The sequence below is a fragment of the Sebaldella sp. S0638 genome (assembly GCF_024158605.1).
In the GTDB taxonomy this organism is placed as follows: domain Bacteria; phylum Fusobacteriota; class Fusobacteriia; order Fusobacteriales; family Leptotrichiaceae; genus Sebaldella.
The window spans coordinates 1-7338 of record NZ_JAMZGM010000162.1 but is presented as its reverse complement, the minus strand read 5'-3'; the positions used below and the strand labels follow the sequence as shown (position 1 = coordinate 7338).

The window sequence follows — 7338 nt, the reverse complement described above, 5'->3', positions numbered from 1 at the left end:
ACACTATTTTTAGACGGATTTATTACAGAAGAAGAATTTAAAAATAAAAATGATGCTTTAGAACTTGAATTAATTGAAAAAATAAGGATACAGGAGAACCTTAATAACACGAAAAACATTAATGTCAAGGATATCTCTTCTTATGTTAAAAAATTAGCTGATGCATTAGACAGTCAAAATATCTCTATAAAAAAACAATTTCTTCAAACATTTGTTGAAGAAATTATTATTTATAAAGAAACTATTAATATTAAGCTAAAATTTTTTGGTCTTGTGGACCGTGATACTATTGGTGGAAGTGGGGGTCAACGCTTTTTATCACTGTCCACAATTTACAGAAGATATTTCGCTTACTATGATAGTAAATACAATCCTTACAGCTATTTTAGTAAACCAAATATTTTTAAACTTGCAAGCTGAATTTTTACTTTTTTTACAAAAAAATCTATTTTTAGGAGTTATTAATGACCGAAAATAAAATAAAGGAACTTTTTGAAAAGTCACAGAAAATTAAAAATATGATGACAAAATTAGGGATTAAAGAATATCATGGATACTTTATTTTAGATACTGCTGTTGGAAAATTTCTTGTTGTGGACGGAATTCCTATTACTTCTTCCTTGTCTGATAGTTATCTTGGAAATGATTTCAGTAAATTCATGCCTAGGACTACTTTTGAGATTATGGAGAAATTTGAGGAAGATATTGAAAATAATCTATTTTTGGAACTTGAAAATTTTTATTCTTTGTTTACTAAAAAATGCTGATTTAATATCAGCATTTCTAATATTTATTACATATTAATAAAATCTCTTATATGGAAAATTCTATAAATGGAATTATTTTTTTTAAAAATTCTATCTCTTTATAGTTTTTATCATTATAACTTAGATTTTTTATGTTAAATACCGCATTGTATTCCTCATCCGTTAGTTTTCCATAAATTTTATCAGATATTCTTAAAGAATACCAAGAATTCAATCTTTCAATCAAATTTTCTGATAACTCTAATTCATAAGAATGCTCTTTCGATACTCTTAATACCCATAATATTTGACCATTCTTTGTATATTTTATTTCCTTAATATTGCCCTTCAATATTCTTTTATCTAATGTTTCTAAACGTTCCATAGTAATTTGGGTAAACATATTAAAGCATTCATTACGATTATTAATATTATCTTTTTCAGTTTGACAATAAATCTTGTTATTTATCTTCACAATTTTATTTTTAAACCTCATTAAATTTACTTCTGCTTCTTTATAGAAGACATTGTCCAATGTTGTCATTCGTTCATATCCCCCTCTATTCGATACATCGAATAAAGTTGGAGCATATTCTAAATAAATTATAGACCTATAGTCATTAAACACTTGTTCTATTTCATCAAGCTTTTCAACTCTTTCCTTATAGTCCAAATCCAATTTTAAATATGTCACCACTTGTAAAGAAATTATTATAATTATAAACGTAAATACTATATATAATATTTTTTTCAAAACATCCTCCTATCATTTTACTCTTGTATAATTTGTAGTGGTAACTGGAATACCATTTCTCATTTCAAAAATTGCTGTAAATTCAATTTTATAATTACCTCTCATCTGAAAAGTCTTAGCTCCAAAATCTTCATAATTCTTCATTAGAGAATCATCTATTTTTACTCCATATTCTTGTATAGACTTCCCTGCATGCCAATCATACTCATCTCTCACAGTATAATCAATTTGGGATTTTAATTCATATTTATTCTCACCGATTTTTTTAATATAGGTACCTCTACTATAATCTATGTCATGTGGTCCCATTGAATAAAATAAATCTGCATCTATTTTTGGTTTTGGATATACTTTTACTGATTTTTTGCCATCTACAGAATTGAAATATGAAAGATTCCCACCAATATTAAGTTTTTCTAAAGAATTATAATCAATATCATCAAATACTTTCCATTTAATATCAGTTATCGCTTGCTTTCCAATTTCTGAATTCAAATACCAATTCATAGGAACTTCCTTAGTGCCTCCTTGACCTGATAAATAATATAAAATATTGTCAGTAGCATTTTCAAGCCCATCTTTAGCTCCTTTAGCTCTAAGTGCTAGTACAACTAAATCTGATATTGGCTTAGAAGAATCTCCATCTATAACTAACCAAACTCCGGGCTCTGTCTTTCTCTGAGTGCCTGCTATAATTACTCCACTTAGATCAACTTCATCTGAACTTAAATTATTTTTTGAATTTGAGGTCTCAACTCCCTCTGATATTTTTTCTCCAAAGATTTCTCCTATTTGTTGGCCTTTGTTATTCCAATTTTCAAGTCCATTATTTTGAGCATATATTTCCCCTACTTCTTCTCCTACTACTCTATTCAAATCTTTTAAAGAGCCATTCGCTGTGCTTTCTGTTATATAAACAATCCCATCTCTTGAAAATGCTCCATTTACTGAATACATCTCCCCGTCTTCCCCCATCAATAATTCTCCATCTTTTATTATAACAACATCTGTTACTCCATAATCTGCATATTTATCTTTTATCGTTTCTTTTAACTTTTCCTTATTTTCTCTATCTGCTTCTGATAATACTAAATTTTCTTTATTCTTAACTACTTGCTCTACTGCTTTTGTTATATTTGCTAAAGACTGTTTTTCTAAATCTCCCATTCCAGCATTAGGATCACCATTTTTATTATTATTCAATTTCGTTCCTATTGAATCTACTATTATTTCTGAATTTTCTCCAATAGTATTTAAATCATTCAGTAAATCTTTTTGTTTTTCTTTATTCAATAAATCTGTATGAAGAACTGTATCTATCTGCTCAACCACATCATCTTTTGTTATTACCTGTGCCTTATTTATGTCTGTATTTATTCCTCTTTCTTCAAGATTTATCTCCTGTCCGTTTTCTACTACCACTGTATTAACAAAAGTTGCATTTGTATCCTGTTCCTTATCATGACTTCCATATTGTAACTCTGTCTGTGGTACGGTATTTTTTCTGTCTACTCCACTTAGACCTACGTTGTAATTTTCTCCATTATCATGATCTTTTAAATTCTCTACTACTACTTCTTTTGCTTCAATTCTCATGCCATCATTCATACTTCCTATAATAGCTCCCACATTAGTTAAAGTCTCTCCAACCTTTATACTTCCTCCATTTTCTGCTATTATACTAGTCTGATTATTTACCCACTTGCTATCTCCTTTACTTTCCCCATAACTTGCACTTCCTGATACTGAATTATAGCCTGTTCCGTCACTTTGTTCTGTATGACCATAATTCAATCCACCACTCTTATTTTCTCCATTCAGCTTGTATTCATCCTGTAATGATATTACATTCAGATTTCCGCCTATTTCAAAGTCTATTTTATCTGCTGTTACATTGGCTCCCTTAAATGTTGCATCTTCTTTTGTTGTTAGCTGAAATGTTCCTCCTGCATTTATTACTGTATTATCATAATAGACTGATGATGAATTACTGCTTCCTTTACTTCCGTTTATTCCTCCTGTTACTGTTCCTCCTGTAAAATCATATCCGGCTGACATTCCCTGTGAACTTGAGTTTGTTGTATTATTATAAGTATTTTTTCCTGCTGATGCTTCAAAGCTTTTTGCATCTACTATTATATTTTCTCCAACATTCACTTTTTGATTTACAAGTTTTACATCCCCTTCTGATGATATTACAAGATTTCCACCTACATTTATATTTCCTGCTACTGAATTTGTGCCACTTGTATTTGACTCATATTTACTTTTATTTATATTTACAGATACATTTGCTGTTACTCCGTATCCTGCCAGTGAACCATAACTTCCCTTCATCCCATCGACTACTAACTGAGATAAATCTGAGCCTGCCTTTATTCCCTGTCTTGCTACGTCTAAACCATCACCATAACTATTTATAAGTTCTGACTTATTACCAAATCCATATTTCCCATTATTTTGTGATTTTTCATCTACCGAACTTATAAAACCTGTTATTGTTGAACCTACACTTGCTGTTATTCCTACACTCTTACTTTCCTGTTTTATTTTTTCATTATATACTTCCTGGGCATCTAATAATTCTACTCCGTTTACCCCTCTGATAATCATGTCTTCTCCGACATTAGCCTGCATTGCTTCTGTTTTCACTTTATTTCCTGCTGATAATAAAGTACTTCCTTCTGACATTAAGCTTGATACTGCTACTGTTGTAATATTTCTTGTATTCTCAAGGCTTGTACTACTGTAAGTCACTCCTGCTGATGCTCCTCCCCCACTCATTGAAGCTGAAGCACTCCAGCCACTTTTCTTTTCCTTTAAATAATATTCATTATTCATATCATCTGTTGTTATGTTTATGTCATTTCCGGCTGTTACTATTATATTTCCGCCACTACTTTGAATATCATCATTCTTCACTGCTATTACATTTGATGCCTTTATATTAGCGTCATTTCCTGCATCTAATATTACATTATTCCCTATTACTGTACTTGCTACTGCACTCTCCTGATAATTAGTCTCCAATTTTGAATAACTCGAGAATGTTCCTTTCTTATCTCTCTTCGATTCTGTATACATTGTATTTTTATCATTCTCTATATTTATGTCATTCCCTGCTGTTAACTGAACCGTTCCGTCTGATGCTACTGTACTTCCCTTTATATTTATATCATTTCCAGCATTTATTATTACATTATCAAGCCCGGTTACTTCTGAGCCTAACTTCTCTGTTGTTCTGTATAAATCATACCCATGATTTTCTTCTGTTCTCTCATAATCTTTTAAAGCTATTGTATTTATATTTACATCATTAGCCTCTATATATGTTGTTCCTCCTGATTCTGTTACTGCTCCTCTTGACACATATTTATCTGCTTCTATATATGTTGTATTTCCTGAACTTATTACTCCTACATTCTGAATATCATCATATACTCTTGTTCTCTCTTTTCCTTCCAGTCTGTCATGTTCTGTTATTTCCACTCCAGTGGTTACATTACTTATTGTTCCTCCAGCTGTTAACATTAAGTCTTCTTTTGCTGATATTACTGCTCCTATATTCAGTATATCATTTTTTGCATCTATTTGGATATTTGTCCCTGTTATCTCAGCTGTTAATGAACCTACACTCTTATTTATCAGATTATCTGTATTTACATATACTGTATTTCCTGAAAGTCTTCCCTGATTTGTTAGTGTACTACTATTTATTGCCAACGTCTCCTGTGCTGATATTGTTGTCGTTGGGCTCTTTATATTCTCCAGTGTTGCCTGGCTTAAATATACCTGTGGTACCAACACTTTTTCTCCGTTTACTTCCTGCTCTACATACCAGATTATATCACTTTTTAAAGCTTTTATCTGATCTCCTGTTAAAGCTACTCCTATTGTTAACTGTAAGTCTCCGCTTGTCGATACTGCATTATCAAGCATTTCTTTCATTAATTCTGTATCTGCCTTACCATTTATGAATCTTGTCCCTAATGTTTCTAATAGAAGATTATTCATGTATTTCGTCTCGTAATAAGCATCTCCTAACCTTCTGGCCATATTCCAGTCCTTTGATTCATTATATCCTATTTTACTTAAGAAATAATCACTTCCAAAGAATCTTGATAAATCTATATACTGACTTCTTGTTTCCAGTAAATATTTTGAATTCGGGTCTTTACTCTCTGTAAATAATTTACTTTGTGAGCTTGTAAATACCCCCGGATTAAATGGTATTGTGCCTGTCGTTATTATATCTATTACTGCTGTTCTGTCTACATGTACTGATACAGGATCATAATATAGATCTACATCAACATCTTTAGATGTTATTGTACTCGGGTCTACTACTATTCCTGTCCCTATTTTACTGTAATCATAACCGTTATTTATTGTTGGTGTCCCTTCTATTATAACATTATTTCCCTCTATTACTGATACACTGTCTGCTATATTGTAATCTCTTGAAGTTCCAGATAATCCCCTGTCTATTTTTGCATTATAATAAGTTATTGTATGAGACCCACCTGTACTTGCATATGTTTCAAAAAACTTCACCGTTTCATTTCCATCATATACTTTTATTGTCGCTACATCTGTTACATTCTCTATTTTCTCTACCTTATCTGTTATTCGTAAGGTTCCTCCGGCACTTATTTTTGAATTTCTATTCTCTATTTCTTTTACATCTAATGTTAAATTCCCACCTGACAGGATTCTTCCACCCTCTGTTACCAGTTTACTTGTATCAACATATCCTTCTAATACCTTTGTACTATATTCCGTTGTTGAATCTCCTACATTTGGTACTGTTATTCCTGAATAATAAAAATTATATGGATTTGAGGAATTATTATCTAGTACCTTTTCATAGGCATTATCATAATCAACAGCACTTTTATAATTATCCAATACTTTCCAATTATCCAGTTCTGTTATTAAACTGCTGTTCCCTGTCTGGGCATATCCATCATCAAGGTTCCGCCATACACTTTCATAAATATACTGTCCATCCCATGTCTTCCAGTAAAGTCTATACTGCCCTGATACTTCGCCGCTGTTTAAAAGTTTATTTCCGCTTAACAATATATTTCCTCTGCTGTCTATTATCCCCTTTGTATTATCTAGTAAATTAAAACCTGTTATATTTAATTCGCTCTGACCTACTATTTCTCCGCCTGTATTATCTACATCTCCTGTAGATATATTTAACTCATTATCGCTGTATATTGAAGCTTCCTTATTTATTAATTTTGTTCCTTCTATATCAAGCTTATCAAGGAATATTATCAAATCCTTGTTTGTTATATTATTTCCAGATAATTTACCTGTCTCCCCTTCTATCATGGAATTATTTAATATCTTTCCTGTTGCCAATAATTCTACATTACTTGCTGATATTGTTATGTTATTAGTTATGTCATTTCCTGATAATCTTAGTAATCCTGAACTTATTGTATTTCCATTATTGGTTATATTAAGTCCTGATATTATTAAATTATCTATTCCTTGGATTTTTCCTTCAAGTAGCAAATTACCCGCTGTACTCAAATATATATTGTTACCTTTTATCAGTCCTGTTACACTGTCATTCGCATAACTAAATAAGTTTTGTAAATTTATTGTTACTGACTCTATAGAATTTCTATTTATTAATGATGAGTTATTTAAATTTATACTTCCATTTGAAGCCAGTTTTCCTGTATTATTCAAACTTGTATTATTCGCTGTTATTGCTTCTTCTGCCAGTATCTGTCCGCTGTTTGTTAATACCGGTGTTGTTATTTCTATATTTTTGGAAGCTATTATTCCCTGGTTATTTATATTATTACTTCCTTTTAA

At 31.0% G+C, this 7338-nt stretch carries 4 protein-coding genes; 2 read left to right on the top strand and 2 right to left on the bottom strand.

Going from position 1 to position 7338, the window contains the following annotated elements; genetic code table 11:
* Positions 1-420, top strand: a 420-nt coding sequence (locus tag NK213_RS18385) for a hypothetical protein (RefSeq protein WP_253351952.1), incomplete at its 5' end; no start/stop codon positions are given.
* A 44-nt stretch (positions 421-464) separates the two neighbouring features.
* Entirely contained in the window at positions 465-767 is a 303-nt protein-coding gene (locus tag NK213_RS18380) for a hypothetical protein (protein WP_253351950.1), read from the top strand.
* Positions 768-813: 46 nt separating this feature from the next.
* Here the strand turns inward: NK213_RS18380 and NK213_RS18375 are convergent, their stop codons facing one another.
* Positions 814-1500, bottom strand: a complete 687-nt coding sequence (locus NK213_RS18375) for a hypothetical protein (protein WP_253351948.1) — start codon at positions 1498-1500, stop codon at positions 814-816.
* 12 nt (positions 1501-1512) lie between these two features.
* Positions 1513-7338, bottom strand: a 5826-nt coding sequence (locus NK213_RS18370) for a hemagglutinin repeat-containing protein (protein ID WP_253351946.1), incomplete at its 5' end; no start/stop codon positions are given.

Excerpts from the sequence above, each read along its gene's own strand:
- NK213_RS18380 (WP_253351950.1), top strand. The coding sequence starts at position 465 with ATGACCGAAAATAAAATAAAGGAACTTTTTGAAAAGTCACAGAAAATT.